Below are 21045 nucleotides of genomic sequence, written 5' to 3' on the forward strand. Positions count from 1 at the left end.
ACCGACCGCTGCTCTACGAACCGTTGCCGTACCGACCGCTGCCGTACGTACCGGGCGCACGCCGTCACCGCTCGCCCAGCGCGGCGCGCACCAGGTCGTCGACGTCCATGTCGGCGATGGCCTCGCGCCGCTCCTCCCGCGCCTCGGACTCCTCGGGCGCGTCGGGTGTGTCGGGTGTGTCGGCCAGCCGCAGCAGCGTGTCCAGGACGCCGGCGGCGCGGAGCCGGGCGAACGGGACGGTGGCCAGCAGTCCGCGGATCCTGGCCTCCTCGGAGTCGGCCGAAGGGGGTCCCGCGACATCGGCGGAGCCCTCCACCAGCTCTTCGTGGAGCCGGGCGGCGAGCGCGGACGGGGACGGGCAGTCGAAGACCAGGGTGCTGGGGAGTGTCAGGCCGGTCGCGGCGTTGAGCCGGTTGCGCAGCTCCACCGCGGTGAGCGAGTCGACGCCCAGGTCCTTGAAGGCCCGCGACGGCCCGACCGGGTCGGTGCCGCTGAGCCCGAGCACCGCGGAGGCGTGCGAGCGGACCAGATCGAGCAGGTGCTCGCGCTGCTCGGCCGCGGGCCGTCCGGCCAGTTTCGCGGCGAGCGAGCGCGCCTCCACCGGGGCGGTGGAACGGGCGGCGGCCCGGCGTCCCGCGGGCCTGCCGCCCGCGACCAGTGCGCGCAGCATGCCGGGCACCGGCGCCTGCCCGGCCTGGTCGCGCAGCGTCGGCAGGTGCAGCCGGGTCGGGACGGCCAGGGCCGTGCCCGTACCGCGCGCCGCGTCGAGCAGGGCCATGCCGCGCCGGGCGTCGATCGGCAGCACACCGGAGCCGGTCATCCGGGCGACCTGCTGCTCGTCCAGCCGTCCGGTCAGCTCGCTGACCTCCGACCAGTAACCCCAGGCCAGGGAGAGCGCGGGTTGCCCGTGGGCGCGGCGATGGTGCGCGTACGCGTCCAGGAACGCGTTCGCGGCGGCGTAGTTGGCCTGTCCGGGGTTGCCGAGCACACCGGCGCCCGCCGAGTACAGCACGACCTCGGCCAGGTCCGACTCCCTCGTCAGGTCGGCGAGGTTGACCACCGCGTCCACCTTGGGCCGCAGCACCCGGTCGACCTGTTCGGAGGTCAGCGAGCCGACCATCCCGTCGTCCAGGACACCGGCGGTGTGCACGACGGCGGTCAGCGGGCGGTCGGCCGGGACGGCGTTCAGTACGGCGGCGAGCGCGTCGCGGTCCGCCGCGTCGCACGCGGTGACGGTGACGCTCTCGGCGCCCGACTCCAGGAGTTCCGCGCGCAGTTGTACGGCGCCGGGGGCGTCGGGACCGCGTCGGCTGGTCAGCAGCAGGTGCCGTACGCCCCATGCGGTGACCAGGTGCCGGGCGGCGATCGAGCCGAGGGTGCCGGTGCCTCCGGTGACCAGCACCGTGCCGTCCGGGTCGAGCGGCTTGGGCACGGTCAGCACCAGCTTGCCGGTGTGCTTGGCCTGGCTCATCAGCCGGAACGCCTCGGGCGCGCGGCGCACGTCCCAGGTGCGGACGGGCAGCGGGCGCAGGATACGGCGTTCGAAGAGCGCGACGAGCTTGCCGAGGATCTCCGCGATCCGGTCGGCGCCCGCGTCGATCAGGTCGTAGCGGCGGTACGCCACCCCGGGGTGGTCGGCGGCGACCGTGTCCGCGTCGCGCGGATCGGTCTTGCCCAGTTCCAGGAATGTGCCGCCCTCGGGCAGCAGCCGCAGTGAGGCGTCGATGAACTCCTGCGCCAGCGAGTTGAGTACGACGTCCATGCCGTGCCCGTGGGTGGCCGCGAGGAACTTCTCCTCGAACTCCAGGGTGCGGCTGGAGGCGATCCGGGACTCCTCGAAGCCCATCCGGTGGAGCGTGTCCCACTTGCCCTCGCTGGCCGTGGCGAAGACCTCCGCGCCCCAGTAGCGGGCGAGTTGGGCCGCGGCCATGCCGACGCCGCCGGTCGCGGCGTGCACCAGCAGCCGCTGTCCCTCGGCGAGGCCCGCGAGGTCCGCGAGCCCGAACCAGGCGGTCAGGAACACCGCGGGCACGCCCGCCGCCTGCTCGAAGGACAGGCCGCGCGGTATCCGCACCACCAGCCGCTGGTCGGTGACCGAGTACGGTCCGAACGGGTCGTGCAGCAGGCCCATCACCCGGTCTCCGACGGCCAGCTCGGTGACGCCGGGCCCGACCTCGGTGATCAGGCCCGCGCCCTCGCTGCCGAGCCGGGCCTGGCCCGGCACCATGCCGAGGCTCACCAGCACGTCACGGAAGTTCACACCGGCCGCGCGGACCGATACGCGTACCTGCCCCTCCTCCAGCGGTGCCAGCGCCTCGGGGTGCGGAATCAGCGCGAGTGCGTCCAGGGTGCCGGGCGCGGTGGTGTCGAGCCGCCAGGCCGCGGCGCCGGCCGGCGGGCGCAGCAGGCGGGTGGTGTCGGCCGGGGCGAGGCGCGGCACGGTGGCCACCCCGACGCGCAGCGCGATCTGCTGCTCGTCGGCGGCGATCGCGCTGTTGAGGGCGGCGCCGACGCGCAGCCGGGACTCGTCGCGGCCGTCGAGGTCGAGCAGCAGGAACCGGCCCGGGTTCTCGGCCTGCGCCGACCGCAGCAGCCCCCAGAGCGCGGCGTGCGCCAGGTCCTCGACGTCCTCGTCCTCGGCCGCGGCGACCGCCCGCCGGGTCACCAGCGCCAGGCGGGTGCCCCGCAGCCGGTCGTCGGCCAGCCACTCCTGGAGCAGGGCGAGCGCGTCGGTGACGACGTCACGGGTGGCGGCCGCGAGGTCGCCGCCGGGCTTCGGCGTACCGAACGACAACAGGGCCAGGCCGGGCGCGGGCGCGCCCTCGGCGATCGCGGCGGCCAATTCGACTGGGCCGGTGCGGACTTCGGCCACGGCGTCCACCGCGCGCAGCGCGGGCAGCAGACCGTGGACGTCGTCGCCGAGTAGGGCCCAGCCCGCGCCGGTCGGTGCGCCCGCGTCCAACGGGAGCCGCTGCCAGTCGAGTTGGAACAGCGCGTCCTTGATGTCCGCGTCGGCGTCCGGCCCCGCCGCGTCCAACTGAGCCGCGCTGACCGGCCGCATCACCAGCGAGCCGACGGACAGCACCGGGGCGCCGTCCGCGTCGGCGAGCGTCAGCCGCAGACTGTCCTGCCCCTCGGCCGCCGTGACCCGCACCCGCACGGCCCCGGCACCGACCGCGTGCAGCGTCACGTCACGCCAGGCGAACGGCAGATAGGTGGCCGAGGAATCGAGGAAGTCGCCGAAGCCGGTGGCGTGCAGCGCCGCGTCCAACAGCGCCGGGTGGACGCCGAACCTGCCCGCGTCCTGGTGGAGTTCGACCGGCAGCGCGGCCTCGGCGTAGACGGCGTCGCCGAGCCGCCAAGCGGACCGCAGCCCCTGGAAGGCCGGGCCGAAGGCGTAGACGGACTCCCGCGCCCGCTCGTACATCCCCTCGGTGTCGGCGGCCACGGCGCCCGGCGGCGGCCACGCGGTCCCGCCCAGCGCGGCGTCGGCACCGCCGTCCGCCGCGTCGGCGGCGGGCGCGGGCGCGAGCGTGGCGGTGGCGTGCCGCGTCCACTCCGCGGGGGTCTCACCGCCCTCGGGCCGGGCGTGCACCTCCAGTTCGCGGCGGCCCCGCGCGTCGGGCGCGGCGACGGACAACTGCACCTGGACGTTGCCCCGTTCGGGCAGCACCAGCGGGCTGCCGAGGGTCAGCTCCGCCACCGTGCCGCAGCCCGCGAGGTCGGCGGCGTGCAGCGCCAGTTCCACGAAAGCGGTACCGGGCAGCAGCAGCCGGCCGCCCACCCGGTGGTCGGCCAGCCAGGGGTGGGTGGCGGTCGACAGCCGCCCGGTCAGCAGCAGCCGGTCCGCGCCCGCGACCGGCAACGCGGCGCCCAGCAACGGGTGTCCGGCGGCTTCGAGCCCGAGGTCGGAGGCGTCGCCGGAGTTCTTGTAGCCCTCGGCGAGCCAGTAGTGCTGGTGCTGGAAGGCGTACGTGGGCAGGTCCACCCGGTGGGCGGGGGTTGCGGCGAAGACGGACCGCCAGTCGACAGGCAGGCCGCGCACCCAGCCTTCGGCGAGGGAGGTCAGGAAGCGTTCCTGGCCGCCCTCTTCGCGACGCAGGGTGCCCAGGGCGACGGCGTCGGACCCGGCGTCCTCGAAGGTCTCCGCGAGACCGACTGCGAGAACCGGGTGGGGGCTGGACTCGATGAAGTACCCGAAGCCGTCCGAGAGCAGGGCCCGGACGGTCTCGTCGAAACGGACCTCTTGGCGGAGGTTGGTCACCCAGTAGTCGGCGTCCAGCGCGGTGGTGTCGAGCTTGCCGCCGGTGACCGTGGAGTAGAACGGCACCTGCGACGACCGGGGCTCGATGCCCGACAGGGCTTCAACTACCTCGTCGCGTATGGCATCGACCTGTGCCGAGTGCGAGGCGTAGTCGACATCGATACGACGCGCCCGTACGCCCCCGGCCTCGCATCCGGCGAGGAGGTCGTCCAACGCCTCCGGCTCACCGGAGACGACCGTGGACGACGGGCCGTTCACTGAGGCGACGGATATCCGCCCGTCGAAGCGCGCGATCTGCTCCCGCACCGCTTCCGCCGGGAGGGCGACGGAGACCATTCCGCCATGCCCCGACAACGTCCCGCGAATGGCCTTCGCCCGCAGCGCCACGACCTTCGCCGCGTCCTCCACGGACAACGCGCCCGCGACGCACGCGGCAGCGATCTCACCCTGGCTGTGACCGATGACCGCGCCCGGCTCGACACCGGCAGCACGCCACACCTCGGCCAGCGACACCATCACCGCCCACAGCGCCCCCTGAACCACCACCACATCATCCAGAGCGCCCTCGCGGATCGCCTCCACCACCGACGAACCGACGTGAGGACGCAGGGCCGCGTCACACTCAGCCAACCGCTCCGCGAACACCGGAGACGAAGCAAGCAACTCCATCGCCATCCCTGCCCACTGCGACCCCTGACCGGGAAAGACGAAAACCACCCGGCCGGAGCCCGGACGCACCACACCGGACACCACACCCGAGGCCGCGACACCCTCCGCGACAGACCCCAGCAGGCCCCGCGCCTGGTGCGCCTCCGTGGCGAGCGCCACGCAGCGGTGTTCCAGGGCGGCCCGTGACGTGGCGAGCGACAGCCCGACGTCGGCCGGGCGGAAGCTGTCGCCGACGTGGTGCGCGAGCCGTTCGGCCTGCTCGCGCAGCGCGTCCGCCGACCTCCCGGACACGAGCCACGGGACGACCCTCAGCGGCCCCAACGGGCTGCTGTCCGGGCCGACTTCGGGTTCCGCGAGGGCCTGCGCAGCGTCGTGCTCCGGCTCCTCCAGGATCACGTGCGCGTTCGTCCCGCTGATCCCGAAGGAGGACACGGCGGCCCGGCGCGGCCGGTCGGCGCGCTTCCATTCGAGCGGCTCGGTGAGAAGTTCGACTCCGCCGCCGGACCAGTCGATGAAGGGGGACGGCTCATCGACGTGGAGGGTGCGCGGCAGCAGTCCGTTGCGCATCGCCTGGACCATCTTGATGACGCCCGCCACGCCCGCCGCGTGGGCGGTGTGGCCGATGTTGGACTTGATGGAGCCGAGCTTGAGGGCGTCGCTGTCGGCGCGGTTCCGCCCGTAGGTCGCGAGCAGGGCCTGGGCCTCGATGGGGTCGCCGAGCCGGGTGCCCGTGCCGTGGGCCTCGACCGCGTCCACTTGGTCGGCGGACAGGCGTGCGTCGGCGAGGGCGTCGCGGATGACGCGCTCCTGGGACGGGCCGTTGGGGGCGGTGAGCCCGTTGCTGGCGCCGTCCTGGTTGAGGGCGGAGCCGCGGAGCACGGCGAGCACGTGGTGGCCCTGGCGCCGCGCGTCCGACAGCCGCTCCAGCAGCAGCACGCCCGCGCCCTCGGACGGGCCGAAGCCGTCGGCCGCCCCCGCGAAGGACTTGCAGCGGCCGTCGGGCGCGAGGGCGCGCTGCCTGCTGAACGCGATGAAGCCCTGCGGTGTCGGCATCACCGCGACACCGCCGGCGAGGGCGAAGGAGCACTCTCCCGACCGCAGCGCCTGCACCGCCAGGTGCATCGCGACCAGTGACGACGAGCACGCGGTGTCGACGGTGAGCGCGGGGCCCTCCAGGCCGAGGCTGTAGGAGACGCGGCCGGAGACGACGCTGGCGAAGGAGCCGACCCCGATGTAGCCCTCGAGGCCCTCGGGCACCTTGTGGTTGCCGGTGACGTAGTCGACGGTGGCGGCGCCGACGAACACCCCGCCGCGGCTGCCCTTGACGGACAGCGGGTCGATTCCCGCGCGCTCCAGCACCTCCCAGGAGATCTCGAGCATGAGCCGCTGCTGCGGGTCCATGATCAGGGCCTCGCGGGCGTTGACGCTGAAGAAGTCGGCGTCGAACTGGTCCGCGTCGTGCAGGAATCCGCCCTCGCGCACGTAGTTCTTGCCCTCGGCGTCGGGGTCGGCGTCGTAGAGGCTGTCCAGGTCCCAGCCGCGGTTGACGGGGAACGGGGTGATGGCGTCGCCGTCCTCGGCGACCAACTGCCACAGGCCGTCGGGGGTTTCGACGCCGCCCGGGTAGCGGCAGGCCATCGCCACGATCGCGATGGGCTGCGGGTCCTCCAGCTCGCGGACCCGGCGCCGCGCCTTGCGCAGGTCGGCGGTGGCGCGCTTGAGGTACTCGCGGAGCTTGTCCTCGCCGACCTGGCCGGCGCCGGCGCTGCTGACCGTGGTGTCCATCAGGAGTCACACCTATTCGTGTTCGGGTTCGGTGAGGTCACAGCCGTACGGTGGGCGCCGTCACGGGGTGTCGAGTTCGTCGTCGAGCATGGCGAGCAGTTCGGAATCGGTGGCCGCTTCGAGATCGAGGTCGTCGTCGGCGTTGCCGGCGGACCGGGCGGCGCCGGGGTCCCGCGCGTCCTGCAATTTGGAGGCCAGGGCGTGCAGCCGCGCGGTGACCTTCCGCCGCAGCTCGTCGTCGGCGGCCGGCAGGTCCAGCAGCACCGATTCCAGTCGGTCCAGTTCGGCGAGGGCCGGGACGGTCTCGGCGGCTTCGCCCGGGGCGAGTTGGCCGCGGATGAAGCGGGCCGCGGCGGTCATGGTCGGGTGGTCGAAGGCGATGCTGGCGGGCAACTGGACACCGATGGACGCCTGGAGCCGGTTGCGCAGCTCCAGCGCGGTCAGGGAGTCGAAGCCCAGCTCCTTGAAGGCCCGGTCGGTCTCGATAGCCTCGGGTGAGCCGTGGCCGAGCACCGAGGCGACGTGGCCGCGGATCAACTCCTCCAGCCTGTGCAGTTGTTCGGCCTGCGACAGCCCGGCGAGCCGGGCCGACCAGTCGGCCGCCGCGGTCTCCGCGCGCGGTGCCTCCACCTTGCGCCTGGCCGGTGCGGCGGCCTGGACGAGGCCGCGCAGGAGGTCGGGGAGCGTGCCGGACGCGGCCCGTACGCGCAGCGCGTCGGTGTCGAGCCGGATGGGGACGAGCAGGCTCTCGCCATCGGTGACGGCCGCGTCGAACAGGTCGGTGCCCTGGCGCGCGGACAGCGGCAGGACCCCGGCCCGCGCGACCTTGGCCGCGTCGGCGTCGGCGCCCATCGCGCTGCTCTGCGCCCACAGGCCCCAGGCGAGTGACTGACCCGGCAGCCCGAGGTCGCGGCGCTGCCGGGCGAGGGCGTCGACGAAGGCGTTCGCGGCGGCGTAGTTGGCCTGGGCGATGCTGCCGAGGACGCCGGAGGCGGAGGAGAACAGCACGAACGCGGACAGGTCGGCGTCGCGCGTCAGATCGTGCAGATGGAGAGCGGCGGCGGCCTTGGGCGCGAAGACCCGGTCGATGTCCTGCGCGGTGAGCCGTTCCAGCGAGGCGTCGGACAGCACGCCCGCGCAGTGCAGGACGGCGGTCAGCGGGTGTTCCTCGGGGACGGCCGCGAGAAGGGCGGCGAGCGCGTCGCGGTCCGCGGCGTCGCACGCGGCGACGGTGACGGTCGCTGCACCCGACCCGGTCAACTCATCCCGCAATTCGGCCGCACCGGGGGCCTCTTCGCCACGGCGGCCGACCAGCAGCAGATGACGTACGCCGTGCCGCTGGACCAAGTGACGAGCGATCAGGCCGCCGAGGGCGCCGGTGCCGCCGGTGATCAGGACGGTGCCGTCGGGCCGCCACGGGGTGCCGCCTGCCGCCGACGACGTGGCACGGGCGAGCCGGGGCACCATGACCGTGCCCGCGCGCAGGGCGAGTTGGGGTTCGCCGGAGCCGACAGCGGCGGGTACGGAGGTGGGGAAGAGCGCCAGCGAGCCCGGGTCGTCGTCCACATCGACCAGGACGAACCGGCCGGGGTGCGCGGCCTGCGCCGAACGGATCAGACCCCACAGCGCGGCGCCGACGAGGTCGCCGATCCGGTCCTCGGCGCGGGCGGCGACCGCGTGCCGGGTGAAGACGACCAGCCGGGACGGTGCCAGCCGGTCCTCGGCGAGCCAGCTCTGGACCGTGGCGAGGAGGTCGACGGTGGCGGCACGGGCGGCCGAGGCGTCGTCCCGCTCGTGCGGAGCGAACCCGTGGCTGACGGCGACGAGTTCGGGCGCGGGAAGCCCCGCGTCGAGAGCTTCGGTGAGCGCGCCGAGATCGTCGTACGCCTGCGGGTACGCCCCGGACTCCTCCAGGGCTTCGGTGAGCCGGTCGTCGACCGGGCCGAGCAGCAGCCAGTCGGCGCTCTGGCCGGAGACGGGAACCGGCGCCCACTCCACGCGGTGGAGGCTGTCCGGCCGGCCGGCGGCCGAGTGGTTCACCTCGTCGGCGGTCACCGGCTGCGGCAGCCCGGCGTCCAGGACGGCGACCGGGCCGCCGTCGGGATCGGTGAACGTCGCGGTGAACTCGTCGGGCTGGCCGGTCGGACGCAGGTGGGCGCGGAGCGCGGTCGCCCCGGCGGCGCGCAGCGAGAAGCCGGACCACCGCGTCCACTGGGCGTTCTGGTTCCGGTTGACCAGGGCGGGTTGCAGTGCCGCGTCCAGCAGAGCCGGGTGAAGGCAGAACCGGGCCGCGTCGCGGGCGTGTTCCTCGGGCAGCCGGATCTCGGCGTAGTACTCGCGGCCGACCCGCCACAGCTTGCGCAGGCCCTCGAACGCCGGGCCGTACACCTGGCCCAGGTCGGCCATCCGGCGGTGGAAATAGGCGAGGCTGACGGGCTGCGCGCCGCTGGGCGGCCAGACGGAGCCTTCCAGTTCGTCGGCCGGGCCGGACGCGTCCGGTTCCTCGGGTACGAGGACGCCGGTGGCGTGCCTGACCCATGGCGCGTCCGGCTCGGCGTCCTCGGCGCGGGCGTGCACGGCCAGCGGGCGGCCACCGTCCTCGTCGGGCGCGCCGACGGACACCTGGACGTGCACCGCGGCCTTTCCCCGCAGCGCGAGCGGCACGGTCAGCTCCAGCGTCTCGATCCGGCCGCAGCCCGCCATCTCGCCCGCGTAGAGGGCGAGTTCAGCGAAGACGGCGCCGGGCAGCACGGGACGGTCGTGCAGACTGTGGTCGGCCAGCCACGGGTGGGTGCGCAGCGAGAGGCGGCCCGTCAGCACGATCCGGTCCTCGTCGGCGACGCGCACCGCGGCCGACAGCAGCGGGTGATCGACGGACTCCTGCCCGAGCCCGCTCGGGTCCCCGGCGCGCGCGGCGTCACCTTCCAGCCAGTAGCGCTGGTGCTGGAAGGCGTAGGTGGGCAGGTCCACGGGGTGGGCCGGGGTTCCGGCGAAGACGGACCGCCAGTCGACGGGCAGGCCGCGTACCCAGCCCTCCGCGAGAGAGGTCAGGAACCTTTCCTGGCCGCCCTCGTCGCGACGGAGGGTGCCCAGGGCGACGGCGTCCGATGCCGCGTCCTCGAAGGTCTCCGCGAGACCGACTGCGAGAACCGGGTGGGGGCTGGACTCGATGAAGTACCCGAAGCCGTCCGAGAGCAGAGCCCGGACGGTCTCGTCGAAACGGACCTCCTGACGGAGGTTGGTCACCCAGTACTCGGCGTCCAGCGTGCTCGTGTCGATACGGCCGCCGGTCACCGTCGAGTAGAACGGGATCTGCGAGGACTGCGGCTCGATGCCTGACAGGGCCTGGACGACCTCGTCACGTATGGCGTCGACCTGTGCCGAGTGCGAGGCGTAGTCGACATCGATACGACGCGCCCGTACGCCCCCGGCCTCACATGCGGCGAGAACGTCGTCCAGCGTCTCCGGCTCGCCCGAAACCACCGTGGACGAAGGTCCGTTGACCGAAGCGACACCGATCCGGCCGTCCCAGCGCGCGATCAGCTCCCGTACGTCCTGCGCGGGCAACGCGACCGACACCATCCCACCGTTGCCCGACAAGGTCCCGCGAATCGCCTTCGCCCGCAGCGCCACGACCTTCGCCGCGTCCTCCACGGAAAGGGCACCCGCCACGCACGCGGCAGCGATCTCACCCTGACTGTGACCGATCACCGCACCCGGCTCGACACCGGCAGCACGCCACACCTCGGCCAGCGACACCATCACCGCCCACAACGCCCCCTGAACCACCACCACGTCATCCAGAGCGTCCTCGCGGATCGCCTCCACCACCGACGAGCCGACGTAAGGCAACAGGGCTGCGTCACACTCCGCCAACCGCGCCCCGAACACCGGAGACGAAGCAAGCAACTCCATCGCCATCCCCGACCACTGCGACCCCTGACCGGGAAAGACGAAAACCACCCGGCCGGAGCCCGGACGCACCACACCGGACACCAGTCCCGGCGCCGGGACGCCCTCCGACAGCGAACCGAGCGCGCTGAGCGCCGACTTGGTGTCGGTGGCGACGGTGACGGCGCGGTGCTCGTGCTCGGCGCGGGTGAGGGCGAGCGCCCGGCCGATGGAGGCGAAGTCCGGGGCGTCGGAGTCGCCCGCGTATCCGCTCAGTCGGCGGGCCTGAGCGCGCAGGGCGGCGGCGGACCGGCCCGACACGGGCCACGGGACGGCGTTCAGCGGGCCCAACGGGCCTTCGTCCGGCGCGGATTCGGCCTCGTCCGGCTCGGCGAAGTCGGTGGCGGCTTCCAGGACGACATGCGCGTTGGTGCCGCTGATGCCGAAGGCGGAGACGCCCGCGCGGCGCGGCCGGTCATCGGCGGTCGGCCACTGCCTGGCCTCGGTCAGCAGCTCGACGGTGCCGCTGGACCAGTCGACCTGGGGGGTCGGCGCGTCCACGTGCAGGGTGCGCGGCAGCAGTCCGTACCGCATGGCCTGCACCATCTTGATCACGCCCGCGACACCCGCGGCGGCCTGCGCGTGCCCGATGTTCGACTTGACCGAACCGAGCCACAGCGGCCGGTCGGCGGGGCGGTCCTTGCCGTAGGTGGCGAGCAGTGCCTGCGCCTCGATCGGGTCGCCGAGCGTCGTACCAGTGCCGTGCGCCTCGACCGCGTCCACCTCGTCACCGGTCAGCCGGGCGTCGGCGAGCGCGGCCTCGATCACCCGGCGCTGCGAGGGGCCGTTGGGGGCGGTCAGGCCGTTGCTCGCGCCGTCCTGGTTGACCGCGGTGCCGCGGACCACGGCCAGCACGCGGTGGCCGTTGCGCCGGGCGTCCGACAGCCGCTCCAGCAGCACCAGGCCCGCGCCCTCGGAGAAGCTGGTGCCGTCCGCGGCGGCGGCGAACGCCTTGCAGCGGGCGTTGGGCGCGAGCATCTGCTGGCGGCTGAACTCGATGAACTCCATCGGGCTCGGCATCACCATCGCGCCTCCGGCCAGGGCGAGTTCGGACTCGCCGTCGCGCAGCGACCGCACGGCCAGGTGCAGGGCGACCAGCGACGACGAGCACGCGGTGTCCACCGTCAGCGCCGGGCCCTCCAGGCCGAAGGCGTAGGACACACGGCCGGAGACCACGCTGTTGGCCGACCCGGTCATCGTGTAGCCCTCAAGGCCCTCGGGTATCCGCGCGACATCGGCGCCGTACCCGGTGTAGGACGCGCCGACGAACACGCCGGTACGGCTGCCGCGCAGGTCGGCGGGCGCGATACCGGCCCGCTCGAACGCCTCGTACGCGGACTCCAGGACCAGCCGCTGCTGCGGGTCCATGGCCAGCGCCTCGCGCGGCGAGATGCCGAACAGCTCGGCGTCGAAGTCGGCCGCGCCATCCACGAAGCCGCCCTCGCAGGCGAGTTCGACGCCCTCGGGGTCGAACAGCCTCAGGTCGTCGGTCTCCCAGCCGCGGTCACCGGGGAAGCCGGTCATCGCGTCCCCCTCCCCCGCGACGAGGTCCCACAGGTCCTCGGGGGAGGTGACACCGCCGGGATAGCGGCAGGCCATGCCGATGACCGCGACGGGTTCGTGGCTCTGCGCCTCGACCGTCCGGAGCCGCCGCTGCGTGCGCCTCAGGTCGGTCATGACCTTGTTGAGGTAGTCGCGGAGCTTCTTCTCGTCGGTGGACGGGGCCTGGTTCGTCATCGCGTGCACTCCGGGGATCGTGGGGACCTGCGGGCGGGGTTTCCAGAGAACGAGCGGGTCATCACGTGCCCAGCTCACGGTCGATCAGGGCGAAGATCTCCTCGTTGCTCGCGGCGCCCAGCGCGTCCTCGTCCGTCGCGCTCCCGCCGGGGCCTTCGGGTGCCTCGTCGTCCGCGGCCTCGTCGTCGCCGACCTTCCACAGCAGGCGCTCAAGGCGCTTGACGAATTTCGCGCGGGCCGGTCCCTCGGGCAGTCCGGCCGCCAACGCGCTTTCCAGTCGGTCGAGTTCGGCCAGGCCCGGAGTCCCGGCGGTGTCCTCGCCGCCGAGGCCCAGTTCCTCGCGCAGGTGGCGGGCGAGGACCGCGACCGTCGGATAGTCGAAGACGAGCGTCGACGGCAGGGCCAGGCCGGTCGCCGTACCGATCCGGTTGCGCAGTTCGACCGCCATGAGGGAGTCGAAGCCCAGCTCGCGGAACGGCCGGTCCTGGTCGACGGATTCCCCCGTGGCGCCGTCGAGGGTCACGTGGCTGGTGACCGCGGCGGCGTGCCCGCGCACCAACTCGACCAGCTCGCGCTCCTGTTCCGCCGCCGGGCGGCCCGCCAGCCGGGACCGCAGTTCCCCCGCCCTGGCCGCACCGGTCCCCGCGGCTTCCGTGTCGCCCGCCGCACCGGACCGCAGTGCGGCGACCGCCTCGGGGATCTCCGTGAACAGCGCGGTCGGGCGCTTGGCGTGGAAGACGGGCGCGAACCGCTCCCAGCGCAGGTCGATGACCACCGGGGCGGTCTCGTCGCGGTCGAGCGCCTGTTGGAGGGCGGTCACGGCCAGCGCGGGCGCCATCTCGTGGATGCCCTCCAGGCGGCCCCGGGCACCGACGTCCCCCGCGGCCATACCGGTACCGGCCCACGTACCCCATGCCACGGAGGTGGCGGGAAGTCCCTCGGCGCGGCGGCGCTCGGCCAGCGCGTCCAGGAACGCGTTGCCTGGCGCGTAGTTGCCGAGTCCCGGCATGCCGAAGGTCGCTCCGAACGACGAACAGAGCACGAACGCCGACACGTTCATGTCCCGCGTCAGCTCGTGCAGATGCACCGCCGCACCGGCCTTGACGCGCAGCACCCGTTCCATCTGATCACGGGTCAGATGTGCCACCACGCTGTCGTCCAGAACGGCCGCGGCGTGGAACACGGCCGACAGCGGTTCCTCCGCCGGGATTGCGGCGAGTACGGCGGCGAGCGCGTCGCGGTCCGCGACATCGCAGGCGGCGAAGGTGACCCGTGCGCCGGCCTGCACCAGCTCCTTCTCCAGAGCGGCGGCGCCCGGCGCGTCCGCCCCGCGACGGCTGACCAGCACCAGATGCGGCGCTCCCCCGGCGGCCAGCCAGCGGGCGATGTGCGCGCCGATCCCGCCGGTACCGCCCGTGACCAGCACGGTGCCCTCGGGCAGCCATGTGCGGACGGCGGCCGAGTCGGCGGCCGGGGCCCGCAGCAGGCGACGGCCCAGCAGCCCGCCGAGGTCCGGGCGCAGCGCCACATGGTCCTCGTCGGCGATCCCGGCGAGGGCGGCGGCGAGGGTACGGCCGGCCCGGACCGTCGCCTCATCGGACAGCTCCGCGAGCGGCGTGGCCGGAAGATCCAGCAGCCCGCCCCACAACAGTGGGTGCTCCAGCGCCACCACCCGGCCGAGGCCCCAGATCTGCGCCTGGGCCGCCGAGACCGTCCTGTCCCCCGCCGCCACCGACACCGCGCCACGGGTGGCGCACCACAGCGTCGGCTGCGTCCCGGACTCCTCGGCCACCGCCACCAGGGCCTGGACCAGGGAAACGGTGGCGGCCAGGCCCTCCGTGACCGCCGGCCGCTCGGGATCGGGCGTCTCGTCCAGCGCGAGCAGGGACAGGACGCCGGTGAGGGGGGTGGTCCGCTCGGTCGTGTCGCCGTCGGTGCGGGACCGCAGCTCTGCGGCGAGGGCGTCGGCGCTTCCCGCTGTGGTGGTCGTATCGAGGTGCAGCCGTTCGACCTGGGCGCCGTGGCCGGTCAGGGCCGCGTCCGCGAGGTCGGCCCATTCGGCGGGACACCGGTCGGCCGGGGGCAGCACCAGCAGCCAGCGGCCGGTGAGCCGTACCTGCGCCGGGGACACGACCGGCCGCCAGCCGATCCGGTACCGCCAGCCGTCGACCGCCGACGCCTCACGACGGCGCCTGCGCCACGTGGACAGCGCGGGCAGCGCCTCGCGCAGCGGCAGATCGGTGACGACGCCCAGCTCACCGGCCACCGTGTCGGCGTCTCCGCCGTCCACGGCCGCCCAGAACGCCTCTTCCACGGCATCGGGCACCCCGGCGTTCGCCGCGCCGCCCGCCGCTGCCCGCTCAGGATCGTCGTCCTCCAGCCAGTAGCGCTGCCGCTGGAAGGCGTAGGTGGGCAGGTCCACGCGGTGGGCGGGGGTTGCGGCGAAGACGGTCCGCCAGTCGACAGGGAGGCCGCGTACCCAGCCTTCCGCGAGGGAGGTCAGGAAGCGTTCCTGGCCGCCTTCGTCACGGCGGAGGGTGCCCAGGGCTACGGCGTCCGATCCCGCGTCCTCGAACGTCTCGGCCAGACCGACAGCCAGGACCGGGTGCGGGCTGGACTCAATGAAATAGCCGAAGCCGTCGGAGAGCAGAGCCCGGACGGTCTCGTCGAAACGGACTTCCTGGCGGAGGTTGGTCACCCAGTACGCAGCATCCAGCGCGGTGGTGTCGAGCTTGCCGCCGGTGACCGTGGAGTAGAACGGCACCTGCGACGCCTGGGGCTCGATGCCGTCCAGTGCCTCAACGACCTCGTCACGTATGGCATCGACCTGTGCCGAATGCGAGGCGTAGTCCACATCGATACGACGCGCCCGTACGCCCCCGGCCTCGCATGCGGCGAGAAGGTCGTCCAACGCCTGCGGTTCACCCGAAACGACCGTGGAGGAAGGCCCGTTCACCGACGCGACGGAAATACGACCGTCCCAGCGCGCGATCAGCTCACGTACGTCCTGCGCGGGCAGCGCGACCGACACCATCCCGCCTCGGCCCGACAAGGTCCCCCGAATGGCCTTCGCCCGCAACGCCACGACCTTCGCCGCGTCCTCCACGGAAAGCGCGCCCGCCACGCACGCGGCGGCAATCTCACCCTGACTGTGACCGATCACCGCACCCGGCTCAACGCCCACCGACCGCCACACCGCCGCCAGCGACACCATCACCGCCCACAACGCACCCTGAACAACCACCACGTCATCCAGAGCCCCGCTACGAATCGCCTCCACCACCGACGACCCCACATAAGGACGCAGCGCCGCATCACACTCCGCCAGCCGCTCCCCGAACACCGGAGACGACCCCAGCAGCTCCGTAGCCATCCCCGCCCACTGCGACCCCTGACCAGGGAAAACGAACACCACCCGACCCGCGTCGGAGCGAACCGCTCCGCTCACCAGGCCGGGGGCGGGCGTGTCCGCCGCGAGCGCGCCGAGTACGTCCAGGGCCTGTGTGCTGTTCGCGGCCAGGACCACCGCGCGGTGCTCCATCGCGGAGCGGGTGGTGGCCAGCGAGAGGCCGATGTCCGCGGGTCCGGCGGTAGCGGCCAGGTCGGCGGCCAACCGGTCCGCCTGCCCGCGCAGCCCTGCGGCCGACCGTGCGGACACCGGCCACGGAACGACGTTGAGCGATCCCAACGGGCCCTCGGCGGGGCCGGGTTCGGCGATGTCCTCGCTTGCGGCCTGCGGCTCCTCCAGGATCACGTGCGCGTTCGTCCCGCTGATCCCGAAGGCCGACACGCCCGCCCGCCGCGTACGCCCCTCGCCCCGGACCCACTCGCGCGCCTCCGCCAGCAGCTCCACCCCGCCGCCGGACCACTCCACGTGCGGCGTCGGCTCATCGACATGCAGGGTCCTCGGCAGGACTCCGTGCCGCATGGCCTGCACCATCTTGATCACACCCGCCACGCCCGCCGCGGGTCCTGAGTGCCCGATGTTGGACTTCACCGAGCCCAGCCACAAAGGCCGTTCGCCGGTCCGCTCCCGCCCGTACGTCGCGAGCAGCGCTTGCGCCTCGATGGGGTCGCCGAGCGTCGTGCCGGTGCCGTGCGCCTCGACCACGTCCACGTCCGCGGCGCTGAGGCGGGCATCGGCGAGCGCGTCGCGTATCACCCGTTCCTGAGCGAGGTTGTTGGGGGCGGACAGTCCGTTGCTGGCGCCGTCCTGGTTGAGCGCGGTGCCACGGACGACGGCCAGTACACGGTGGCCTTTGCGGCGCGCGTCCGACAGCCGCTCGACGAGCAACGCGCCCGCGCCTTCGGCCCAGTTGGTGCCGTCAGCGGCGGCGGCGAACGCCTTGATCCGGCCGTCGGGCGCCAGGCCGCGCTGGCGGCTGAACTCCACGAAGGCGTCCGGAGTCGGCATGACCGCGATGCCGCCCGCGAGCGCCATCGTGCAGTCGCCGGAACGCAGCGCCTGCACGGCCAGGTGCAGGGCCACCAGCGACGACGAGCACGCCGTCTCGACGCTGAGCGCGGGCCCTTGGAGACCGAACGTGTACGCGATCCGCCCGGCGGCGACGCTCGACATGGTGCCGGTGATGACGTAGCCCTCGACCGGCTCGGGCGTGCGCCGCAGCCGCGAGACGTATCCGTTGGCGACGATTCCGGTGTAGACGCCGACCCGTTCCTCGCGCACGGCGCGCGGGTCGATGCCCGCACGCTCGAACGCCTCCCAGGAGATCTCCAGCATGAGCCGCTGCTGCGGGTCCATGCCGAGCGCCTCGCGCGGGGTGATGCCGAAGAACGCGGGGTCGAAGTCGGCCGCTCCGTCGAGGAATCCGCCCTCGGTGACGTAACTGGTGCCACGGCTCTCCGGGTCGGGGTCGAAGAGTCCGGCCAGGTCCCAGCCGCGGTCGTCGGGGAACGGGCCGATGGCGTCACGCTCGCCGTCCACCAACCGCCACAGATCCTCGGGCGATCGCACACCGCCCGGGTAGCGGCAGGCCATGCCGACGATCGCGATCGGCTCCTGGGCGGCGGCCTCGGCCTCCCGCAGCCGCTGCTTCGTGACGCCCAAGTCGGCCATCACCCGCTTCAGGTACTCCCGAAGCCTCTCCTCCGTGTTACCGGTGGCCATTCCCCTCGCTCCTTCGACGATCTGCGACGTTTGTCCGACAGCGGTGACCGGAGCGGCTCAACCTGTGCCCAACTGTTTGTCGATCAGCGCGAACATCTCGTCGTCCGACGCGGTGTCCAGCGCGATTGCGCCGGTGTCGGCGCCCGCCTCCGCACCGGTCGCCGCGTCTCCGCGCCACGCCCAGAGCAGCGACTCCAGACGCCGGGTGATCCGCTCACGCGTCTCGCCGTCCGGCGAGATTCCGCCGAGCCGCGTGGCGATCCCGTCCAACTCGTTCAAGACCTCGGCGTGTTCACCGTCGACCGGCGCACTTTCCATCTCGTCCAGCAAGAAGCGGACCAGGCTGATCGGCGTCGGGTAGGAGAAGACGACAGTCGCCGGGAGCTTCAATCCGGTGGCCGCGCTCAGCCGCTTGCGCAGTTCGACGGCGGTCAGCGAGTCGAAGCCCAGTTCCTTGAAGGCCCGTTCGGCCGCGACGTCGTCCGGAGTGGCGTGCCGCAGCACCGTCGCCACCTCCACGCGCAGCAGGTCGAGCAGTACGCGCTCCCGCTCCTCGCGGTCGAGTCCCGCCAGCCGCACGGTCAGCGCGTCCGGGTCGACGTCGGGACCGTCGTCCAGCACCTCGGTCCGCGCCGTCGTGCGGACGGCGGGGCCGGAGCGGTCGATGTCCAGCCAGTAGCGGCGCGGTTGGAAGGCGTACGTGGGCAGGTCGACGTGGTGGGCGGGGGTTCCGGCGAAGACGGACCGCCATTCGACGGGGAGGCCGCGTACCCAGCCCTCGGCGAGGGAAGTCAGGAAGCGTTCCTGGCCGCCCTCGTCACGGCGGAGGGTGCCCAGGGCGACGGCGTCCGAGCCCGCGTCCTCGAACGTCTCGGCGAGCCCGACTGCGAGAACGGGGTGCGGGCTGGACTCCACGAAGTACGTGAAGTCGTCGGCGAGGAGGGCCCGGACGGTCTCGTCGAAGCGGACTTCCTGGCGGAGGTTGGTCACCCAGTAGTCGGCGTCCAGCGTGCTTGTGTCGATACGGCCGCCGGTCACCGTCGAGTAGAACGGGACATCGGAGGTTGCCGGTTCGATGCCGGACAGGGCCTGGACGACCTCATCACGTATGGCGTCCACCTGTGCCGAGTGCGAGGCGTAGTCCACATCGATACGGCGCGCCCGTACGCCCTCGGCCTCACACGCCGTCAGCAGCTCAGCGAGCGCTTGAGGTTCGCCCGAAACGACCGTGGAGGAAGGCCCGTTCACGGACGCGACGGAGACACGGCCGTCCCACCGCGCGATCCGCTCCCGTACCGCATCCGCCGCGAGGGCGACCGAGACCATCCCACCGTTGCCGGACAAGGTCCCGCGAATGGCCTTCGCCCGCAGCGCCACGACCCGCGCCGCATCCTCCACGGAGAGAGCACCCGCCACGCACGCCGCCGCGATCTCACCCTGGCTGTGACCGATCACCGCACCCGGCTCGACACCCGCGGCACGCCACACCTCCGCCAGCGACACCATCACCGCCCACAACGCCCCCTGAACCACCACCACGTCATCCAGAGCGCCCTCGCGAATCGCCTCCACCACCGACGACCCCACATAAGGACGCAGCGCCGCGTCACACTCCGCCAACCGCGCCCCGAACACCGGCGAGGAGTCCAACAACCCCAACGCCATCCCCGCCCACTGCGACCCCTGACCCGGAAAGACGAAGACGACGTGGTCGGCCGGTCGGCCGTCGGTGTCGTCCACCGTGGCCAGGCCCGTGACGGTGGCACCCGTGGGGGTGCCTGAGGCGAGGGCGCCGAGGGCCGAGGGGTGGTCCGGGTCCAGCACGACCGCGCGGTGCTCCCACGCGGCGCGGGTCGTCGCCAAGGCGAGGCCGATCTCCGGCGCGGCCGGGCCGTGGCCGGCCAACGTGTACTCCAGCAGCCGCTCGGCCTGGTCGCGCAGTGCGGCGGCGGACCGCGCGGACACCGGCCACGGGACGACGGGGCCCAGCGGCCCGAGCGGCCCGTTCGCGGGCTCTGACCGGGCTTCCGGCGTACCGGCCCGGTCGCCCGAGTCTCGCGGATCGCGCGCGTCCGCCGAGCCGGCCGCACCGCCGACGCCGCCCTCGTCGTCCGTAGGCTCACCGGCCTCCTCCAGGATCAGGTGCGCGTTCGTCCCGCTGATGCCGAAGGCCGACACGCCCGCCCGCCGCGCACGTCCGTCACTCCTGACCCACTCCCGCTCCTCGGTCAGCAGTTGCACCCCGCCGCCGGACCAGTCCACATGCGGTGTCGGCTCGTCGACATGCAGGGTCCTCGGCAGGACTCCGTGCCGCATGGCCTGCACCATCTTGATCACGCCCGCCACGCCCGCCGCGGCCGAGGTGTGGCCGATGTTGGACTTCACCGAGCCGAGCCACAGCGGCCGTTGGCCGTCGCGTCCCGCGCCGTAGGTGTTGAGCAGGGCGGTCGCCTCGATCGGGTCGCCCAGGGAGGTGCCGGTGCCGTGCGCCTCGACCACGTCCACGTCGGTGGCGGCGATCCTGGCGCTGCGCAGCGCGGCGCGGATGACGCGTTCCTGGGAGGGGCCGTTGGGGGCGGTGAGGCCGTTGCTCGCACCGTCCTGGTTGACCGCGGAGCCGCGTATCAGGGCCAGGACGCGGTGGCCGTTGCGCCGGGCGTCCGACAGCCGTTCCAGCAGGAGCAGGCCCAGGCCCTCGGCGGGGCCGAAGCCGTCGGCGGAGGCCGCGAAGGCGCGGCAGCGGCCGTCAGGGGACAGGGCGCGCTGGCGGCTGAACTCGGGGTAGCCGATGGCGGTGGACATGACGGTCACTCCGCCGGCGACGGCCAGGGAGCATTCGCGGCTGCGCAGTGCCCCGGCGGCCAGGTGCATGGCGACCAGCGACGACGAGCAGGCCGTGTCGACGCTGATCGCCGGGCCTTCGAGCCCGAAGGTGTAGGCGACGCGGCCGGACATCACGCTGGCGAAGTTGCCCGTCGCGTAGTAGCCCTCGACCTCCTCCGGGATGGCGGGGAGTTCCCAGCCGTAGTCGGCGGAGCTGAAGCCGATGAACGTGCCGGTGGGGCTGCCCTTGACGGACAGCGGGTCGATGCCTGCCCGTTCGAAGAGTTCCCATGTGCAGGGCAGGAGGAGCCGTTGCTGCGGGTCCATGCCGAGGGCTTCGCGGGGGGAGATGCCGAAGAACGACGCGTCGAATTCGGTTGCTCCGGTGAGGAATCCGCCGCCCCGCACGTAGTTGCTGCCGGGCCGCGCGGCGTCCTCGTCGTAGCGGTCGTCGATGTCCCAGCCCCGGTCCTTGGGGAACGGGGTGATGGCGTCGCCGCCCTCGGCGACCAACTGCCAGAGGTCGTCGGGGGTTTCGACGCCGCCCGGGTAGCGGCAGGCCATGCCGACGACCGCGATCGGCTCGTTCCTGGCGGCGGTGGCGTCGCGGAGCCGCTGCTGGGACTCGCGCAGGTCGCCGGTCACCCGCTTCAGGTACGCGAGCAGTTTCGCCTCGTTCTCCGCCATT

4 protein-coding genes are annotated in these 21045 nt (G+C 73.2%); all 4 read right to left on the reverse strand.

Translation table 11 applies throughout. The features are described from left to right. Window positions 1–64: 64 nt before the first annotated feature. Window positions 65–6721 (reverse strand): SDR family NAD(P)-dependent oxidoreductase, encoded by a 6657-nt coding sequence (locus ACFY9V_RS11400; RefSeq protein WP_391161375.1) that lies wholly within the window; start codon window positions 6719–6721, stop codon window positions 65–67. 57 nt (window positions 6722–6778) lie between these two features. After that, the gene (locus tag ACFY9V_RS11405; protein ID WP_391160914.1) at window positions 6779–12406 is read right to left on the reverse strand and encodes an SDR family NAD(P)-dependent oxidoreductase; all 5628 of its coding nucleotides are present in this window, start codon (window positions 12404–12406) and stop codon (window positions 6779–6781) included. Between the two features lie 61 nt (window positions 12407–12467). Beyond that, on the reverse strand, window positions 12468–17486 hold the full coding sequence (locus ACFY9V_RS11410) for a type I polyketide synthase (RefSeq protein ID WP_391161377.1): 5019 nt from the start codon (window positions 17484–17486) through the stop codon (window positions 12468–12470). 105 nt (window positions 17487–17591) lie between these two features. Next, window positions 17592–21044 carry an acyltransferase domain-containing protein gene (locus tag ACFY9V_RS11415; protein WP_391160916.1) on the reverse strand — a complete coding sequence of 1151 codons (3453 nt, stop codon included), beginning with the start codon at window positions 21042–21044 and terminating at the stop codon, window positions 17592–17594. Between the last annotated feature and the right edge of the window lies 1 nt (window position 21045).

Origin of the sequence: Streptomyces sp. NPDC008317 (assembly GCF_042955955.1) — a bacterium.
GTDB lineage: Bacteria > Actinomycetota > Actinomycetes > Streptomycetales > Streptomycetaceae > Actinacidiphila.